This is a genomic window from Pseudomonas sp. 2(2015) (genome assembly GCF_000955865.1).
Lineage (GTDB): Bacteria > Pseudomonadota > Gammaproteobacteria > Pseudomonadales > Pseudomonadaceae > Aquipseudomonas.
The window spans coordinates 42,079-60,170 of the sequence record NZ_JYOF01000013.1 but is presented as its reverse complement, the minus strand read 5'-3'; the positions used below and the strand labels follow the sequence as shown (position 1 = coordinate 60,170).

Sequence of the window (18,092 nt, the reverse complement as noted above, 5' to 3'; positions counted from 1 at the left end):
CTCAGATTCGCGGTTTGACCGTACCGCAATCATTGCCCAACCACAGCGCACGAGTGTTCATGCTGCCCTGCTGCTGCACACCAGAAGCATTGAAGGTGCCGTTAACCTTGGTCGTGAACTCGCGGTCGCTGACGAACGTCGCTTCACCATTGCCCTGGGCTTTCGGACAACTGAAGGTGAACTTCCAGACATTGCCGTTGCGCTCGGTAATTTTCTGAGTACAGCCAGACTTGGGATCCTGCAGCGGTATGTCGTTGGTTCTCACCTGCTCTGGCGTCAAGCAGGAACGTACACCCTGACCGGCCACACTGATACCTTGCTTGGCCAGACCACCCTCGATCATCGCCCGCTGTTCCGGCGGCAGGTTCTTCAATTGGCCAAGCATAAAGCCCATGTCCGGAAGCGGTTTGCCATCGACCTGCATGTTGCTGGTGGTCAGCTCCCACAACCCAGGTTGCAGCATCTGCGCATGCACCAAAGGACTTGCCAGACCCAGCATCAGCGCCAGCAGCGGCAGACGATATTTCATGTAGTGACTCCTCGATACTCCAGCCCCAAGCTGGAACACAGCTTAGACGTCAATTTGTGCTTTCGGTTGCAAGTGCTGGCATGAACATGCTCTGTTAGGGGCAGAGCCTTCGGACAGCAGGATGCGTATGGATTACCACAGCCCCTACTTCTTCGGTTACCTCATTGGCGTGATACACCTGCTGGGTGCAATCGCCGCCCTGCACGCCGTGTTCACTGTGCGTACGGCCCAGGGTGCAATTGCCTGGGCGTTGTCGCTGCTGTTCATTCCCTACTTCACCCTCATCCCTTACCTGGTTTTTGGCAGCCGCACCTTCGATGCCTACATCCAGGCCCGGCGCCAGGCCAACCGCGAGATGCACGTGGCTATGGCCGATCTCAACTGGCGACCCTGGGTCGAGGAAGCCCTGGCCGCGCGCAATTCGGAGTCCTATGGTGCGCTGCGGGCGATGCCCAAGCTGGGGCGCATGCCGTGCCTGGCCAACAACCAGGTACGCCTGCTGGTCGACGGCAAGGCCACCTTCGACGCAATCTTTCGCGCCGTCGCTAGCGCACGCGATACGGTGCTGGTGCAGTTCTTCATCATTCACGACGATGACCTGGGCCGACAGCTGCAAGCGCTGCTGCTAAAAAAAGCAGCCGAAGGCGTGAAGGTCTATGTGCTCTATGACAGCGTTGGCAGCCACGCCCTGCCCTCTGCCTACAGCCACAAGCTGCGCGAAGGCGGCGTCAACATCCGCGCCTTCGCTACCCGCCGCGGCTGGTTCAATCGCTTTCAGGTCAACTTTCGCAATCACCGCAAGATCGTCGTGGTCGATGGCTTGCTGGGGTTTCTTGGCGGGCACAACGTGGGCGATGAGTACCTCGGCGCCAACCCCAAGCTGTCGCCCTGGCGCGATACCCATGTCCAGGTCAGTGGGCCGGTGCTGGCCTGCCTGCAGGAGTCGTTCGCGGAAGACTGGTTCTGGGCATCGCGAAAACTGCCGCCGCTGATCCTGCCGGACACCTACCCGGAAGATGGCGTGCTTTGTCAGGTGCTGGCCAGTGGACCGGCCGACCCGCAAGAAACCTGTTCGCTGTTCTTCGTCGAAGCCATCCACTCGGCACGCGAACGCCTGTGGATCACCAGCCCGTACTTCATCCCCGACGAAGCGGTGTTCGCTGCCTTGCGCCTGGCGGTGTTGCGCGGGGTAGATGTACGCATCCTGATTCCTTCGCGCGCAGACCACCGCATCGTTTACGCCGCCTCCAGCCTGTTCGCCTTTGAGGCGGTGCGCGCCGGGGTGCGGATGTTTCGTTTCGAGCCGGGGTTCCTGCATCAGAAGGTGGTGCTGATCGACAACGAGATCAGCGCCATCGGCAGCGCCAACCTCGACAACCGATCGTTCCGGCTCAACTTCGAGATCATGCTGCTGACCGTAGACCGCGCGTTTGCCGATCAGGTCGAAGCGATGCTCAGCCATGACTTCGATCGGTCCCGGGAAATCACCGCCGAAGACACCCGCGATACGCACCGCCTGCAACAACTGGGGATGCGTATCGCCCGGCTGATTTCGCCGATTCTGTAAGGTGCTTTAACGGTAGAAGTCTTCGCGGGTCAGCGGCAAATCGTGGCTGCCATCGGCAAAGGGTTTGACCGCAAGGATCTGGTGCAAATTGATCCAGCCCCTGGCAAAGGCATAGGAGCAACCAGCCAGGTACAGGCGCCAGATGCGCAGGGCTTTCTCTGGCACCAGCGCGCCAGCCTTGTCCAGCTGTGCTTCGAGGCGGTTGCTCCAGTGCTCGAGGGTGCGCGCGTAATGCAGGCGCAGGCTTTCGACGTCGACAATCTCCAGCCCCGCTTCACTGATGCGTGCACTGATCATCGACAGGTGCGGCAGCTCGCCATGGGGGAACACGTAGCGCTCGATGAAGCTGCCCGCGCCGCGCCCGACCGGTCGCCCGTCGGTGTGCCTGGCGGTGATGCCATGGTTCATCACCAGGCCACCTTCGCGCACGGCGCCAAACAAGCGCTGGCAATACAGCGCCAGGTTGGCATGACCCACGTGTTCAAACATGCCGACACTCACCACCTTGTCGAAGCGACCGTCCTGGGGCAGGTCGCGATAATCGAGTATCTGCAGCTCAACCTGCCCTTCCAGGCCATCGGCCTTGACCCGCTCACGGCCGAGTTTGAGCTGCTCTTTGCTCAGAGTGATGCCGAACACCTTGGCACCGAACTCCCTGGCCGCATAGCGCGCCAGCCCGCCCCAGCCACAACCGACATCCAGCAGATAGTCACCCTTTTTCAGGCGCAGCTTGCGGCACAGGTGCTCGAACTTGTTCTGCTGAGCTTGCTCAAGGGTGTTGGTAGGCGATTTGAAATAGGCGCAGGAATAAGCCATGTCGCTGTCCAGCCACAGCTGGTAGAAGGCGTTGGACAGGTCGTAATGATAGGAAATCGCTGCCGCATCGGTAGCCTTGTCATGCTCGGTACGCACCGGCTGGTCGTCTTCTTCATCCTTGAGCAAGGCCACGCTGAGTTCGTCACAGACGCGGATCACCTCACCGATGGAGCCCTCCAGTTCCAGCTTGCCTTCAACGAACGCTGCGCCCAGCTCATCCAGGCTCGGATGAGTCAACTGGGTGATCAGTTGCGGGTCCTTGACCAGGATGGTGACCTGCGGCTTCGGACCCAGATCGAACTCATGGCCATCCCAGAGCTTCAGTCGCAGCGGCAGTTGCAGGCTTTGCAGAACAGGTGGAAGTTGCGCAAGCATGAAATGAGCCTCCTTTTTTCATCGGACGTCTGCCAAAAAGGGTAGTTCATCTGTGGGAAGTTTCAGCCAATGCGGACCATAGTCTGAGCCTATCTGGCCCGTTCCAGACCTTGCGCCGGAGCCTGGAGCCTACGATTCATTGTATACAATCGAGCGATTTGCAGATTAGTCTTGGCGCCATTGTCGATTCTTCATCCTGGAGTACAACAATGAAAACCTATGATGTAGTAATCATTGGCGGCGGGCCCGGCGGCTACAACGCGGCTATTCGTGCCGGTCAGTTGGGCTTGAGCGTAGCGTGCGTGGAAGGTCGTTCGACCCTCGGCGGCACTTGCCTGAACGTCGGCTGCATGCCATCCAAGGCCCTGTTGCATGCCTCCGAATTGTATGAGGCGGCGGTTGGCAGCGAGTTCGCCAACCTCGGCATCGAGGTCAAACCGACCCTCAACCTTGCGCAGATGATGAAGCAGAAGGATGAGAGCGTCAGCGGCCTGACCAAGGGCATCGAATTTCTGTTCCGCAAGAACAAGGTCGACTGGATCAAGGGCTGGGGCAAGCTCGATGGTGTCGGCCGGGTCAAGGTCACCGACGACCAGGGCGCGGTAACTGAGCTGGAGGCCAAGGACATCGTCATTGCCACCGGCTCCGAGCCGACGCCGCTGCCTGGCGTGACCATCGACAACCAGCGCATCATCGACTCCACCGGCGCCCTGGCCCTGAGTGAAGTGCCCAAGCACCTGGTGGTAATCGGCGCCGGGGTCATCGGCCTGGAGCTGGGTTCGGTATGGCGCCGCCTGGGCAGCCAGGTGACTGTGGTCGAGTACCTCGATCGCATCTGCCCCGGTACTGATGAAGAAGCGGCAAAAACCCTGCAACGCGCCCTGGCCAAGCAGGGCATGAAGTTCAAGCTCGGCAGCAAGGTCACCCAGGCCAGCGCTTCGGCGCAAGGGGTGACCCTGAGCCTGGAGGCTGCCGCAGGCGGCAGCGCCGAAACCCTCGAAGCCGACTACGTACTGGTCGCCATTGGCCGTCGCCCCTACACCCAGGGCCTAGGCCTGGAAAGCGTCGGCCTTGAGACCGACAAGCGCGGCATGCTCGCCAACCAGCACCACCGCACCAGCGTCCCAGGCGTATGGGTAATTGGCGATGTCACCTCCGGGGCGATGCTCGCGCACAAGGCCGAGGACGAGGCTATCTCCTGCATCGAACAGATTGCCGGCAAGGCCCACGAGGTCAACTACAACCTGATTCCGGCGGTCATCTACACCCGTCCGGAACTGGCCAGCGTCGGCAAGACCGAAGAGCAGCTCAAGGCCGAAGGCCGCGAGTACAAGGTCGGCAAGTTCCCCTTCAGCGCCAACAGCCGGGCCAAGATCAACCACGAGACCGAAGGCTTCGCCAAGGTTCTCGCAGATGCCCGCACCGATGAAGTATTGGGCGTGCACCTGGTTGGCCCAAGCGTCAGCGAGATGATCGGTGAATATTGCGTGGCCATGGAGTTCAGCGCTTCGGCCGAAGACATCGCCCTCACCTGCCACCCGCACCCGACCCGCTCCGAAGCCCTGCGCCAGGCGGCGATGAACGTCGACGGCAAGGCGATGCAGGTCTGATCAGTCAGGCCGGTCGAACGGATGAAGCCGGCCTTCAAGGCTGAAGGCCGGCTTATCCACAATCAGGCCAGGGCAGCCTGTTGGTTTTCCACAGCCAGCAGGTCAAAACGCGAGGCCAGGAACGGGGTGATATCCAGCGGCAGGGTTTCCTGGTTCACGACCTTGTCGATCAGCACGCCAGTGATGGCCGAGGTAAGGATGCCGGTGCGAAAGTGTCCACAGGCATTCACGTAGCCGCTGACTTCGCTGACCGGCCCCAGGATCGGCAGCTCGTCCGGCGAGCCCGGGCGCAAGCCGGCCCAGGTGCGCTTGAGGTTGATCTGCGCCAGCTCCGGCACGCAGCGCACCGCGCCCTGAACCAGGCCGTTGATCTCCGGGAAAGTGTTGCTGACGTCGAAGCCTTTGTCCTCGGTGGTGCTGCCGATCAGGATCTCGCCGTTGTCCTTCTGCGCCATGTAACAGTCGCTGGTGGTCAGGCAGCCTTGCAGCAGCTTGGGCATGCGCTCGGTGAGGATGATCTGGCCTTTGACCGGCTTGACCGGAATCCGCAGGCCAGTGGCCCACTCGCTCAAGTCTGCGGCCCAGGCGCCGGCGGCGTTGATCAAGGTATCGCAGTGAAAGGTGCCCTCTTCGGCGGTTTGCACGCCGCTGACCCGCGAACCCTGATGCAGCACACCAGTAATGTTGGTGTTGTGGAACAGGTCGACACCGTTCTGGCGCGCCGCCTCCATATAGGAATCGGCCAGGCGGAACGGGCTGACCTGGTGATCGCAGAGAAACTCCAGGGCACCATGGGCCTCATGGCTCACCGCTGGTTCGGCCTGGCGCAGGGTGTCGCGGTCGAGCCAGCGCACCTGGTCGGCCAGGTGCGGAATCTGCGCGACGATGTGCTCAGCATAGAGGCGGTCTTCATCGTCGTAGATCACGTACTTGAGGCCCGTGCGCTCGAACTTGAAGTCCATGCCGTGGCGCTCGATCAGCTCGCGGTGCAGATGTGGATAAAGTGCGTTGGACTGCAAGGCAAAGTCGAAGAACGACTGCGGCAGGATGTGCGGCGTGCTCGAATCCACCGCCACTGCCGCGCCATGGGCTTCGCGCTTGTGCTTGGCCGACATCATGCGAAAGAAGATTACTCCGCAGCCCAGGCCCACGGACTCACCAATGGCCCACAGGCCACCGGCAGACGCGCGGGTGGCATTGCCCGGGCGCTTGGCATCGATCAGGGCGATCTTCAGGTTCTTGCGTTTGGACAGCTGGTAGGCGCAGGACGCACCGATCACACCGCCACCGGCGATGACCACATCATAGGTTCTGTTCATGCTTCAGGCTTCCGTGCCGAGTTGCTGGAATGCAGAGAATGGAATCGGGTCGATCGGGAAACGCGGCCGCAGCCAGCCGACATCGGCGCGTCCGGTTGCTTCGCGCAGGCGATCGCTGCAATAGCCGACGCACATGCGCCCCTGGCAGTCGCCCATGCTCACCCGGGTGCGCATCTTCAACCCGGCCATGTCTTCGACGCCCTGCTCCAGGGCGCGATCGATGTCGCTGCGGGTGACATGCTCGCAACGACAGATCACCGTGTCCGCCTGCGGCAGCTCGATCTGCTTGGTGCCGCGATGGGTGTAGCGCTCTACCCCGGCGCGAAAGCGTTTGATCGCTGCCAGCTGGCCGAGGTATTTCTCGCGCAGTTCGATCGCCTCTTCTGCGTTGAGTACCTCCTGCTGCAGCAGGATCGAAACAGCCGCGATGCGCCCGGTGAGCATTGCCGCCTCACCACCACGGATGCCGCCCATGTCACCGGCCAGGTGGATGTGCGGCTGGCTGCTTTGCTGCCAGACGTTGCTTTCCGGACGCAGGTAGCCGTCTTCGTTGAAGCCATGGTCCAGGCCCAGTTGCTGGCTGAGCTGGGTGCGCGGGATAAAGCCGTAGCCCACCGCCAGGGTTTGCGCCGGCTCACGCTGGGCGCGGGAAAGGTCTGGCTGCCAGTCGTCACCGTAGGGCGCCACAGTCACTTCAGCCAGCTCGCCCTCACCCTTGGCTTCGACAATCCCCCAGCCGTAGTACATGGGGATGCCATTGAGCTTCATGTAGCCGAGCATGCTCAGGCCATCGAGGAACAGCTGCGGCTTGTTCATCAGCGCCAGGCTTTCGCGGGCAATCTTGCTGAACGGGCAGGCTTCATAGACGCCGGCAACCTTAGCCCCGGCTGCGTGCAGCTGGCAGGCCACCAACGGCAACAACGGCCCGGTGCCAGCGATCACGGTATTGCCCAGGGGTTTGACCACGCCGCTCTTGATCTGCAGTTGCAACCCGCCGAGCAGCATCACGCCCGGCAAGGTCCAGCCGGCGAAAGGTACGTTGCGCTCGTGGCAACCGGCTGACAGCAGCAGGTGGGAATAGTCGATTTCGTGCAGGGTTTCTTCGGCATCGAGGACCATCAGACGCTGCTCGTCACCACCGACCACGCGGCTGTTAAGGCGCAGGTCGATTCGATCGCCACAGGCGGCAAAGTCCTTGTGCAGTTTCTTCAGCGCCTTGCTGTAGCGCGCTCCCAGGTAGCCCAGGTCGACGCCGCTGCGCAGCGGCCCGCGAAACACCACGCCTCCCGGGCGCGAGGCTTCATCGAACAATAGGCTCGAGACACCGTGCCTGGCCAGCTCGATCGCCGCCGCCATACCCGCCGAACCACCACCGACAATAACTGGACGCAAGCTCATGGTGCCTCCTCCCCGGCAAAACGGTTAGTCCCGGTTTCAACCCGCATGCCCGGCTGCACTACGGTCTGGCAGGCGCGGCGCTTGGGCCGGCCATTGATCGACACCAGGCAGCAATGGCACACGCCCATGCCGCAGAAGGCGCCGGTCAGTTGATGGTGATCATTAAGCGCCACCTGGCGCAGGCCCACGGCGTTAAGCACGCTGAGCACGGTTTCACCGGCGGCGACATCAATTGCCTGGCCGTTGAGTTCGATGGTCATGTCCGCCCGCGACAGGGGCTGGATATCTAGCTTTCGCTCCAGAGTCTGCATAGCTTTTCGTCCGTGAAAAAGAAACATGGACTGCGCACACTAAGCCAAGCGCGCGTCAGGACTATTGATCCAGGCCAGCTAATGGGTCCGATTGCCGGACAAACTGGCAGTACTGCGCTCAGGTCCTCGTTATGGACGCTTTCACTCCCGTCGCGCCGCAGATACACGTCAGGCACAGCATTTGACCAGTTGCTCCTTGAGGGGGACCGGATCGAGGGTCCAGGTATCCATGTCGATCAGGCCGTCATCGTTGAGGCGCACATGCAGCCGCTCCACTACACGATCCAGGGTTCCATCATCACGCCAGTCGCGAAAACGTTGATACACCGTCGACCAAGCGCCAAAGCGTTCCGGCAAGTCGCGCCATGCTGCACCGGAGCAAAGAATCCAGAAGATCCCGTTGATCATCTGCCGGTCGTCATTGCGAGGCCGGCCGGTCTTTTGTGTGCTTGAAACCAGATCCATGATCAACATCCACGCAGCATTGGGAAGTTCGTAGCGCCTAACCATTCGGGGCCTCCTGCCACTCGGGTTTACTTGTTGTTTACCAGGGGAGTTCAAGTTGAATGTCGTCCTGGATCTTTCTTTTGACCTTTACCGAGAGCCCGATCAAACGCACCGACCGGCCCTCGCGCCTGGTGTCCCAAAGCAACCTGCACAGGGCAGTCACCGTTTCTTGGCTGAGGGTGTTGGAAGCCGCCTCCGTAGACGAGATCGAGAAGTCCGAGAACTTGAGCTTTACCAGGTTTTTGATAATCAGATAGTCATTACCCATTTCGGCAACGCGCTCCCTCAAACCCTCCAGCAATCTGTCCAGCTCTTGCAGGCAGCTGGAAAAATCGTGGCAGTCGAAAGGTAGTGTTCGTTCAATACCAATCGACTTGATCTGGGTTACCCGCTCTTCCTGTTCTTCAATTCCCTGACATCGCTCCCACACGTAAAACCCATGCACGCCGAGGTAGCGCATGAGCAACGGGATTTTCTCTTCGGTGACGTGTTTGCATTGCCGACAGCCGAGGTTCTCGAGCACCGCGTAGGTCTTGGGGCCGACGCCTGGGATCTTGCGCACATCAAGCTCATCGAGAAAACCACGGACGTCCTTGGGCACGATGACAAACAGACCATTGGGTTTTTGCACCTCGGAGGCAATTTTCGCCAAATACTTCAACGGCGCGACGCCGGCAGAGGCAGTCAGCCCCAGCTCCTGCTCAATCACCGCACGGATATGCACGGCCATATGGGTTGCCGAACCGTTGAATGCAGATTGGCCGGTGACCTCGAGCGATGCCTCGTCCAGTGACAGAAACTCGACTTTGTCGGTATAGCGGCGAAATATGGCATCAAGCTTTCGCGTCACGGCTTCATACACTTCAAACCGGGTCGGCAGCAGCACCAGCTCCGGGCAGAGTCGTTGTGCAGTTGCGGTGGCCAGACCACTCCTTACCCCAAACTCCCTGGCCAGATAGTTCGCAGTGCTGATCACCCCTCGCTCAGCCGCTGTCCCGCCCACAGCCACAGGGCGCCCTACCAGGTGAGGAGCGTCCAGAAGTTCCACGGAGACAAAGAACGAGTCCATGTCGACATGGATGAACTTGCGCTCGTTCATGTCTTTGGTAGATTCCACCATTGGCTCTCTTGCTCCGTTGAACATCAGCCAGTGACCAGAACGTGAACTTGCAGGCTCACGCTGGCGTCAGCATTGAGCCGCTGGTAAACGCCTTGAATATGCGGGGCAAACTCCGGGTAGTGGTTGCTCAGTGCTTCAATGGCGCTCAGGTAGCGGATCAACGCGCTGTTCCAGCGCTCCCCAGGGGCGATGCACATAACCCCCGGCGGGTAAGGGATTACGCCTTCTGCGGCGATACAGCCCAAGGCTTGTTCAAGCGCGACCAATTGGTAGTTACCACGGATGAATGCCTGCTGCGCCGCGTAGGGCGTCAACTCGGCCTGCGCCGACGTCACCGAACTGAAAATGTCCGATTGCAGCTGCTCAATCTGATACTGCGAGAACAGGGTGTTGATGGCGCAGCACAATTCGCGCAGCGATAAATCGTCATAGCGACCTTGGCCGCTTGCCAGTGAAGGCAGCGCCTCAGCCACCGGGACTTCGTCCTCGATCATCTGCTCAAGTTGCGCCAGCGCGTGCGCCAGGCGAGAGAGCTGCGCAGCCTCGGTAGAGGGCGAAACCAACAGGGTAACGTTGTAGAAGTCAGATTTCTCAGGAGTGAAATTCATCTCGCGCAGGTAGGCGGTGACGATACTCGCTGGAATAGCGGGCAACCCGCCCTGCTCGCCAGTGTGCAACTTGCGCGTTGTAAAGATGACCTTGCAAGGGTCCAGGTAGTGCAAGTCGGACTCGATCGGGCTGGCCCCTAGCGTCTCGTGACGAACCGGTTGAAACACTTGGGCATACACCTCCAGCGATGTATCGCCCTGCCCCGCCGGCGACCGCCTGTCGCCATAGTAAGGCTGAATAACACGGCAACGCTGGGCAACCTCGCGCCTGAAACCCATGGCCATTGCCACTGCCGCACTCCACGCGCGCTTGCCGTTGCCATTGGCATGGATCGCGGCATTGACTTCCAATGACATCAACAATGGATAGAACGGGCTGGTCGAGGCGTGCAGCATGAACGCGCTGTTGAATACCGATCGTGAGCAGTAGCGTGGCTGGTTACGTATGTGACTGTCTTTTTTATGGATCTGCGAGGTCTGGGACAGGCCTGACATCTGCTTGTGGACCGATTGCGTGACGATGATCCCCGGGCAATCCGCCGTCAGGGCAATGTTCAACGGCGAGCGCTGCGCCAGTAACTCAACAAAAGGTTCGTAGCCCAACCAGGCGGAATCGAAGAGTACGTAGTCACACAGGTGACCAATCCGTTGCAGCAGAGCAGCGGCGTCGACCACAACGCCATCGCAGGTTGCGTGCTGAACAACTGCCAGACGAAATGGGCGCTGCTGCCGCGCCTTGCACGGATCGATACGGGCCGCCTTCAGGCGTAGTTGTTGCTCATCCAGGGCATGTCTTTTGTAGCCACCCAGCACGCCACACCCATCGCGGAAATTATCGAGGTATACCGGCCTGGCGGCACTTTGTACCAATGCGCCCAGGTACACCGACTTGTGGTTGTTGCGATCCATCAATACCAGATCGCCCGCAGCCAGCAACGCGCTGGTGACGACTTTGTTTGCGGTGGAAGTACCATTGAGCACGAAGTAGGTTTCATCGGCGTTGAACACTTCTGCGGCCAGCCGTTCAGCCTGGGCCACCGGACCTTCATGGCTGAGTACGTCACCCAGCTCGGGAGCCGCGTGCGGCACATCGACCTTGAATACCTCGCTGCCAAGCAATTGCTTGAAGCGCAGCCCGGCCGGATGCAGGTCCAGGCACTGGCCGCCCTGATGCCCGGGGCAAGCAAAGGTAGGCCGTTTGCGCGAGACAAACTCTGCGACTGCCGAGGTAAAAGGTGGCAGTGAAGCCAGGTCAAATGCCTTGGCAGTTTCAACTACCCGCGCAATATCGTGCGCACTCAGCGGTACCTGGAGCAAGGTTGGTTGAAGATCCGCAAGCACTGCCGGAAGTGCAGCGTACCCGTTGCCATGGAGCACAAACAGTGGCGTGCCCCAGGCCGCGACGCAATCGACCACATCTGCCGACAGCGCATCCTCAACGCACAGCACCAACGCCGATGCTGACGCCAACTGACCGCGCCCTGCAAATGTCCCAAGCGCCACGCCGGGAAGTGCTTCAATCCCGACTGCCGCACTACAAACAATCCTTGTCTGTAACATCTTTTTTTGCGCTCCAACCTAGCGGTGCAATACACAGCATGAACGTCATGCCAACAAACGTAGCCGGCCCCACAAGCAGAAACATAAGGCTGGCGATCAGCCCGGACACTGCATCACCAATAACCGCCGTGAAGTAGTACAGGGAAAAATTCTTGCCGACTTCATTGGGACTGGACAGCGTCTGGATATTGGTAATGATGGCAATATCAACAAAGGCGCCGACAAAACCCACGCACAGCAATAGAACTATAAACAGGTACGTATTGAACTGCAGGGCGACGGCAGCCAGTAAAAATAGCCCGCCATACAGTAACCAATAAATAATCACCGAGCGGGCGGTGGTTGACTTGTTGAGTGTTACATACAGCATGCCACCGATAACCGTACCGAAAGCCAGCAGGGAAAAGATATACCCCACCGCAGCCTCGGACTGAAAATGGTCCATAACCGATGCCGGCAATATGAAGCGAATAACCGACGTGGCAAACATTGCACACACGGTGGTGCAACAGATCACGGTAAACAGGGGTGTATTGAGCTTGCGTAAACTACCCACGCTGCGTGTGGTGTCCTTGTAGATTGCCCAAACATCGAAGCGCCCCTTCGAAGTTGTCACGCTCGAGACCAGGGTGGCGCTACAGGCGGCCGACAGCAACAAACTGACCGAGAAAAACGCAAACGCATAACTGGCATCGAGCACGATCGAAATCAGTGAAAATATCAACGGTCCGATAATCGAAGACACATCTTCGATCACTTGCACCCCGCTGTTTACCGACGCCAGATGGCCGTCGTCCACTATATCGGGGAAATAGGCACGAAAGCTCGGCGTGTACAGGCAATCAAGTGCGGTCATCACCATCGAGGCGATAATAACCACCGCCACCGTGGCCTCGGCAAATTCAAACAACACAAACAGCAGTGCGGCCACTACGCTTTTTAAAAGTTCTGCCGAAATCAGTGTGTTTTTTTTCTGCCGATGGTCTGCTAGCCAGCCACCAATCGGCGAAAACAATGCACTGGGCAAGTAACGAAAAAAGTACACCAGGCCAATCAGCAAAAAGTCGGCCTCAGTCAAGGTCACCACGGCCACTGCAAAGGCTGTTTCGAAAGCAAACTCACCGCATTTTGAAAAAAAGTAGGCGGCTGACAGCCGTTGTGTACCGTGGTTTAACGCTAGTGCCTGCATATCCATTGCCTGCTGGGTGGTTCTAGCCTGCGGAGTAGATTAACTCGTCCCGAGTAATGTCGCGTCCGTTGGCATTAAGCTTCTCGAAGACTATCTTTTTCAAGATGTTTTGTTCACTTTCAGGAATTAAGTAAAACATAATGTTGCTGTACCATAACCAACCCAGCCTGGTCAGTTCGAAGGTCGCATCCGTTTCAACTATCAGGTCGGCCTTGACCAGTTCCTGAACCCTGTCCAGTAGCCCTTGCGGCATCTGGCTCATCGCCACTTTGGATTTTTCGATTTCGCCGTGATACGGCAGGCGCAGTACCAGTGGCTTGACCAGATCAAGCACCGGAGCATGCTGGCTGACCTGGCAGACATAGTCACCTTCGGTCATCTTGGCGATGTATTGCTCACGCAATGAGGTGTTGGTAATCACATTTTCAGCCACCGACGAGATGGCGCCGACGCCGAAGCCCAGCAGGTCATGGTTTGTATAGCCATAGACGTGCTCGTGGTAAATGAACGAGTAGTCGCGGGTGATCAGAGGCGACGCTGCGCTCGCCTGGCGCACGTAGCCATGGCCGTTATACGGGACAAAACCCTTGTGGCGCATATGCTCGTCAATCATCAGCTTCATGTTCAGCTTGCGCATGGCCGGGAACACTTCCGCCGTACGCTCCCTGATTTGCTTGTGCAGCTTTACCGAGGTGGCGACATTGTTGATCGGGTAAATGTCGATATTGCTCAGGCCCAGTTCGACCGCTTTGTCGATGTCACACAGGGTCTGGTTTTCGTTACTGCCGTTCATCCCATACATGATGTCGCACAACACGTGCCCGAAGGTCGGCACCAGCAACGCGGCGGCGCGTTCGATTTCGCGGATGTCCTCATTCAGGTTAAACAGCTTGCGCCAGGTCGGGTCGATGGTCTGTAAACCGAAGCGGGCATGGGTCACGCCAATGTCCGCGAGTGCAAGGGTGCGTTCTCGGGTGACACTGGTGATATTGAACTCGAAGGAGAACTCTTCCACCGTCGACATATCGAAGTAGTGGTGTAATGCCTCACCGATGTCATAGATATTCTGCGGCGACAATAGCGACGGCGTTCCCCCTCCAAAGAAAATGGCCCTGACCGGTACTGCCTTGAAGTCGACCAAGCGCGATTTGTACTCAATTTCCTTGATCAGCGCCTTGGTGTAACGGTTAATATCCTCTTCGTTTTTGTACAAGCCGCGGGTGAACGGGCAGAACGAACAGATCGCTTCACAGAACGGAATATGAAAGTACAACGCCCGTGAGGTTGATTGGCTGTTGGCATGGTTCAGCAGCGTTGTCAGTTGTGTTTCACTGGGGCGAAACACGTCCAGTGATTGCGAAGGAAAAAAGAAATTGTACAAGGGGAACTGGTAATCGAACTTGACCATTCCGTTATTGACAAGTTTCATTCACCACCCCTTCTTCTACAAGCACATGACTGCCGCGCAGCAACGTGCGCGTCGTTATCTGCACTTCGTTGCCGAAGAAACCCTGAATGCCTTCATTGATTGAGACATTGTTGGAACCGCAGGTATAAACGTCGATGCTGATGTAATGAGTTTCCGGGTAGGTGTGGTAGGACAGGTGCGACTCAGACAACAAGTACAAACCGGTAACGCCTTCACCTCCGGCACTGAACTTGTGCGTCAAATGGTCCAACACCGTGAAACGCGAACGTTGCAAGGTACCGAGGAAAAAGTTATGCAACGCCGGCGCGTCCTTCAACAAGCGCGCATCAGCACCGGTAATATCCCAAATAGTATGATAGCCAAAGTCGTCCATGAAGGTCGTTGCTCCTGTCCCTGAGAGGCCGAGTAAGTACAATTAAAAAGAGGGGGAAATTTCTTTCCCCCTCTTTTATCACGCTCTTACCACAAGCAAACACCCTTGGTGGTAACGCCAGTCACTTCAGTTTGAAACAGGTCAATTGCAGAGTTCATAATACATTCCTTGTTTACGATTTTGAGTTGGCCTGTAACAGCAGGCGTCACAAAACTAGCAGGAAGTATTTCGCGGAAAAGTCGAAATTTGTAAATAAATCTTTCTAAGCGAGTTACACTTTAAATATCGCCGACGTTTCCAAACAATTAGCTAACGTGCTGCCTTCAAGATGCTCCATGGAAATGGGCATTGGCTACCGCTCCACTCACAGTGAAGTAGTCCTTTTCGCACAAGCGTAGGCGGGGAAGAAGATGCGAAAAAAAGTGTGTCTGACGCGAGGTCGAGTATTTTTCTGGCACGCCGAATCGCTCACGTAGCACAAAAACCCGAACGATTGGCTACGAACAAGCGAGTCGATTTCAGCACTGCTGATCAACAGGCAGCGTCCGGAATCAGCCGCTGCCTGAGAATCAGAAACCAGGCCCCTGCTCCCATCACTGGCAGGAAAAGGGACCAGGCACAGCGCTCGTTACTCGACAGTTACCGATTTCGCCAGGTTACGCGGCTGGTCGACGTCGGTGCCCTTGAGCACGGCGACGTAGTACGACAGCAACTGCAGCGGAATGGTGTAGAGGATCGGCGCCAGAGCGTCGATGATGTGCGGCACTGCGATCACGTGGGTGCCTTCGCCATTGCTCATGCCAGCCTGTTCGTCGGCGAAGACGATCAGCTCACCGCCACGGGCGCGGACTTCCTGCAGGTTTGACTTGAGCTTTTCCAGCAGCTCATTGTTCGGCGCCACGGTGACTACTGGCATGTCGCTGTCGACCAGCGCCAGCGGGCCATGCTTGAGCTCACCGGCCGGGTAGGCTTCGGCGTGGATGTAGGAGATCTCTTTGAGTTTGAGCGCACCTTCCATGGCTACCGGGAATTGCGCGCCGCGGCCCAGGAACAGAGTGTGGTGCTTGTCGGCAAACAGTTCGGCGGTCTTCTCGACGATCGCATCCATGGCCAGGGCTTCGCCCAAGCGAGTTGGCAGGCGACGCAGTTCTTCCACCAGCTCGGCCTCGACACCGGCGGCCAAGGTACCGCGCACCTGGCCCAGAGACAGGGTCAGCAGCATCAGCGACACCAGCTGGGTGGTGAAGGCCTTGGTCGAGGCCACGCCGATTTCCGGGCCGGCCTGGGTCAGCAGGGTCAGGTCCGACTCGCGCACCAGCGAGCTGATGCCGACGTTGCAGATCGCCAGGCTGCCGAGGAAGCCCAGCTCCTTGGCGTTGCGCAGGGCGGCCAGGGTGTCGGCGGTTTCACCCGACTGCGAGATCGAGACGAACAGGGTGTCCGGCTGCACCACCACCTTGCGGTAGCGGAACTCGCTGGCGACTTCGACCTGGCAAGGAATACCGGCCAGGCTTTCCAGCCAGTAACGGGCAACCATGCCGGCATGGTAGCTGGTGCCGCAGGCAACGATCTGTACATTGCGCACCTTGGCAAACAGTTCAGCAGCTTGCGGGCCGAAGGCCTGGACCATGACGTGATCCTTGCCCAGGCGGCCTTCCAGGGTACGTTGCACCACGGTTGGCTGCTCGTGGATTTCCTTGAGCATGAAGTGGCGGTAGGCGCCCTTGTCGGCAGCTTCGGCACCTTCGTGGTACTGCACGGTTTCGCGCTGCACAGCAGTGCCGGCGACGTCCCAGATGGTGACCTGGTCGCGACGGATTTCGGCGATATCGCCCTCTTCCAGGTACATGAAGCGGTCGGTGACCTGGCGCAGGGCCAACTGGTCGGAAGCCAGGAAATTCTCGCCATGGCCCAGGCCGATCACCAACGGGCTACCGCTGCGGGCGGCCAACAAGCGGTCTGGCTGCTTGGCGCTGATCACCGCCAGGCCGTAGGCGCCATGCAGTTGCTTGACCGTTGCCTTGAGGGCATCGCCCAGGTCCGGCAAAGTTTTGAGAGTGTGCGCCAGCAGGTGAACGATCACCTCGGTGTCGGTCTCGGAGCTGAAGACGTAACCCAGGCCCTTGAGCTGTTCGCGCAACTCTTCGTGGTTCTCGATGATGCCGTTGTGCACCACTGCCAGTTCATGACCAGAGAAATGCGGGTGAGCATTGTGCTCGGTTGGCGCACCATGGGTAGCCCAACGGGTGTGTGCGATACCCAGATTGCCGGCCAGCGGTTCAGCGGCAACGGCGGCTTCCAGTTCGCTGACCTTGCCGATGCGGCGGCGGCGTTCGAGATTGCCCTGCTGGGTGAAGACGGCCAGACCTGCGCTGTCATAGCCGCGGTACTCGAGGCGCTTGAGGCCTTCGATCAGAATGGTTGTGATGTTACGTTCGGCGACGGCACCAACGATTCCACACATTATTCATGCTCCTGGGTGATAGCGGCGCAAATCACGTTGATGCCGCGGGCTTCAATCTGTACGCGTGCCTCATGGGGCAGGCGCTCATCGGTAATCAGGGTGTTGACGCTGCTCCAGGGCAGCTCAAGGTTGGGAATCTTGCGCCCGACCTTGTCGGACTCGACCATGACGATCACTTCCCGGGCGACTTCAGCCATCACCCGGCTCAGGCCCAGCAGTTCGTTGAACGTGGTGGTGCCGCGCGCCAGGTCAATGCCGTCGGCGCCAATGAACAGTTGGTCGAAGTCGTATGAGCGTAGTACCTGCTCGGCCACCTGGCCCTGGAACGATTCGGAATGCGGGTCCCAGGTACCGCCGGTCATCAACAGTACCGGCTCATGCTCCAGCTCGCTAAGGGCGCGGGCCACATTCAACGAGTTGGTCATGACCACCAGGCCCGGTTGATGACCCAGCTGCGGGATCATCGCGGCGGTGGTGCTGCCGCTGTCGATGATGATGCGGGCATGTTCGCGGATACGGCCTACGGCAGCCTTGGCGATCGCTTGTTTATAAAGCGAAACTGGCTGGCCCTGTTCGGTAAACAGTTCCTGCGGCAGGGTCACTGCCCCACCATAACGACGCAACAGCAGGCCATTGGCTTCGAGGGCTGCCAGGTCCTTGCGAATGGTCACTTCGGAGGTTTCGAAACGCTTGGCCAAGGCGTCGACGCTCACCTCGCCCTGCTCATTGAGCAAAGCCAGGATGTTATGACGTCGTTGGGGGGTGTTACGTTTCGACATGGCGCGCTTAAGTTTCGATTCGAAAGATAATGATGCCAATCAAAACCTATAGTGGCTGATGCGTCAAGAACAGCGGAGAAAAAATCTTCCTGTGAGTAACTTGCATAGCAGCAGAATTTTATCCACAGAACGAAAAAG

The 18,092-nt window shown here is 58.7% G+C and carries 14 protein-coding genes and 1 pseudogene; 2 read left to right on the top strand and 13 right to left on the bottom strand.

Features of this window, described 5'->3' with window-relative positions:
- Window position 1 precedes the first annotated feature (1 nt).
- The gene (locus tag UB48_RS17750) at window positions 2-529 is read right to left on the bottom strand and encodes a DUF3617 domain-containing protein (RefSeq protein ID WP_045199445.1); all 528 of its coding nucleotides are present in this window, start codon (window positions 527-529) and stop codon (window positions 2-4) included.
- A 127-nt stretch (window positions 530-656) separates the two neighbouring features.
- On the opposite strand from UB48_RS17750, the gene cls reads away from it, so the two are divergent.
- Window positions 657-2,096: a cardiolipin synthase gene (gene cls, locus UB48_RS17745; protein WP_045199443.1), complete on the top strand. Its 1,440-nt coding sequence runs from the start codon at window positions 657-659 to the stop codon at window positions 2,094-2,096.
- Window positions 2,097-2,102: 6 nt separating this feature from the next.
- Here cls and cfaB read toward each other — a convergent pair whose 3' ends face one another.
- Window positions 2,103-3,287: a C17 cyclopropane fatty acid synthase CfaB gene (gene cfaB, locus UB48_RS17740; RefSeq protein WP_045199441.1), complete on the bottom strand. Its 1,185-nt coding sequence runs from the start codon at window positions 3,285-3,287 to the stop codon at window positions 2,103-2,105.
- A gap of 209 nt (window positions 3,288-3,496) precedes the next feature.
- Between cfaB and lpdA the strand changes: the two genes are divergently transcribed.
- The gene (lpdA, locus tag UB48_RS17735) at window positions 3,497-4,897 is read left to right on the top strand and encodes a dihydrolipoyl dehydrogenase (RefSeq protein WP_045199440.1); all 1,401 of its coding nucleotides are present in this window, start codon (window positions 3,497-3,499) and stop codon (window positions 4,895-4,897) included.
- A 62-nt stretch (window positions 4,898-4,959) separates the two neighbouring features.
- On the opposite strand, the gene hcnC is transcribed toward lpdA, so the two are convergent.
- From hcnC to UB48_RS17680, 11 genes and pseudogenes are all read right to left on the bottom strand, one after another.
- Complete coding sequence (hcnC, locus tag UB48_RS17730; RefSeq protein WP_045199438.1) at window positions 4,960-6,216, bottom strand: cyanide-forming glycine dehydrogenase subunit HcnC; 1,257 nt, start codon at window positions 6,214-6,216, stop codon at window positions 4,960-4,962.
- A gap of 3 nt (window positions 6,217-6,219) precedes the next feature.
- A complete protein-coding gene (hcnB, locus tag UB48_RS17725) occupies window positions 6,220-7,614 on the bottom strand; it encodes a cyanide-forming glycine dehydrogenase subunit HcnB (protein WP_045199436.1) in 1,395 nt (464 codons plus the stop codon).
- Window positions 7,611-7,925, bottom strand: a complete 315-nt coding sequence (hcnA, locus tag UB48_RS17720; protein WP_045199434.1) for a cyanide-forming glycine dehydrogenase subunit HcnA — start codon at window positions 7,923-7,925, stop codon at window positions 7,611-7,613. The genes hcnB and hcnA overlap by 4 nt, the downstream gene beginning before the upstream one ends.
- Window positions 7,926-8,135: 210 nt before the next feature.
- Window positions 8,136-8,435, bottom strand: a pseudogene (locus UB48_RS17715) (transposase); the annotation flags it as partial.
- Window positions 8,436-8,469: 34 nt separating this feature from the next.
- On the bottom strand, window positions 8,470-9,552 hold the full coding sequence (dinB, locus tag UB48_RS17710) for a DNA polymerase IV (protein WP_045199431.1): 1,083 nt from the start codon (window positions 9,550-9,552) through the stop codon (window positions 8,470-8,472).
- A gap of 23 nt (window positions 9,553-9,575) precedes the next feature.
- On the bottom strand, window positions 9,576-11,720 hold the full coding sequence (locus tag UB48_RS17705) for an ornithine decarboxylase (protein ID WP_052676538.1): 2,145 nt from the start codon (window positions 11,718-11,720) through the stop codon (window positions 9,576-9,578).
- Entirely contained in the window at window positions 11,695-12,909 is a 1,215-nt protein-coding gene (locus tag UB48_RS17700; RefSeq protein ID WP_045199427.1) for an MFS transporter, read from the bottom strand. The genes UB48_RS17705 and UB48_RS17700 overlap by 26 nt, the downstream gene beginning before the upstream one ends.
- 22 nt (window positions 12,910-12,931) lie before the next feature.
- Window positions 12,932-14,338 (bottom strand): coproporphyrinogen-III oxidase family protein, encoded by a 1,407-nt coding sequence (locus UB48_RS17695; protein WP_045199425.1) that lies wholly within the window; start codon window positions 14,336-14,338, stop codon window positions 12,932-12,934.
- A complete protein-coding gene (gene speD / locus UB48_RS17690) occupies window positions 14,322-14,711 on the bottom strand; it encodes an adenosylmethionine decarboxylase (RefSeq protein ID WP_045199423.1) in 390 nt (129 codons plus the stop codon). Before speD ends, UB48_RS17695 begins: the two co-directional genes overlap by 17 nt.
- Window positions 14,712-15,339: 628 nt before the next feature.
- On the bottom strand, window positions 15,340-17,175 hold the full coding sequence (gene glmS / locus UB48_RS17685; RefSeq protein WP_045199421.1) for a glutamine--fructose-6-phosphate transaminase (isomerizing): 1,836 nt from the start codon (window positions 17,173-17,175) through the stop codon (window positions 15,340-15,342).
- The gene (locus UB48_RS17680; protein WP_045199419.1) at window positions 17,175-17,954 is read right to left on the bottom strand and encodes a DeoR/GlpR family DNA-binding transcription regulator; all 780 of its coding nucleotides are present in this window, start codon (window positions 17,952-17,954) and stop codon (window positions 17,175-17,177) included. Before UB48_RS17680 ends, glmS begins: the two co-directional genes overlap by 1 nt.
- Window positions 17,955-18,092 lie beyond the last annotated feature (138 nt).